The organism is Halorubrum sp. SP3, assembly GCF_005435195.1.
GTDB lineage: Archaea > Halobacteriota > Halobacteria > Halobacteriales > Haloferacaceae > Halorubrum > Halorubrum sodomense.
This window is the reverse complement of sequence record NZ_SGTU01000461.1, coordinates 1-377: the sequence shown is the minus strand read 5'-3', so window position 1 is coordinate 377 and position 377 is coordinate 1. Positions and strand designations below refer to the sequence as shown.

Genomic DNA, 377 nt, shown 5'->3' with positions numbered 1-377 from the left:
CGAGCACACCCTGCTGAAGATCGCTACTAACGCTCTGAATTTGCTCGAAACTTGCCGCGAGCTCGCCGGCACCCGTTTCAAGATTGGCTATCGTCTCACCGTACGTTCCGGGGTATTGGGATTCAAACTCCCAGTTGAGGTCCCCCTGTTTGAGCCCTTCACTTGCGGTTCCAATCTGGGAAAACACCCCCTCAAGGTTTTCCTGCATCTTGGTGTACGCCTCGACCATCCGCCCGATTTCATCATTCTCGACGTGCTGATCTACCTCCTTATCGAGTTCTCCGTTACTGATCGCGGTGAGCCCGTTCGATAGCTGCTTGATTGGTGGTGTGATGCGCCCGGCGACGAACAGGCCGATCATAATCGCCACGATGAAC

At 54.9% G+C, this 377-nt stretch carries 1 protein-coding gene; it reads right to left on the bottom strand.

The annotated features are described in order from the left end of the window. A partial coding sequence (locus EXE42_RS17250) for a HAMP domain-containing protein (protein WP_241988440.1) occupies positions 1-361 on the bottom strand: 361 nt, incomplete at its 3' end. Positions 362-377: the final 16 nt, after the last annotated feature.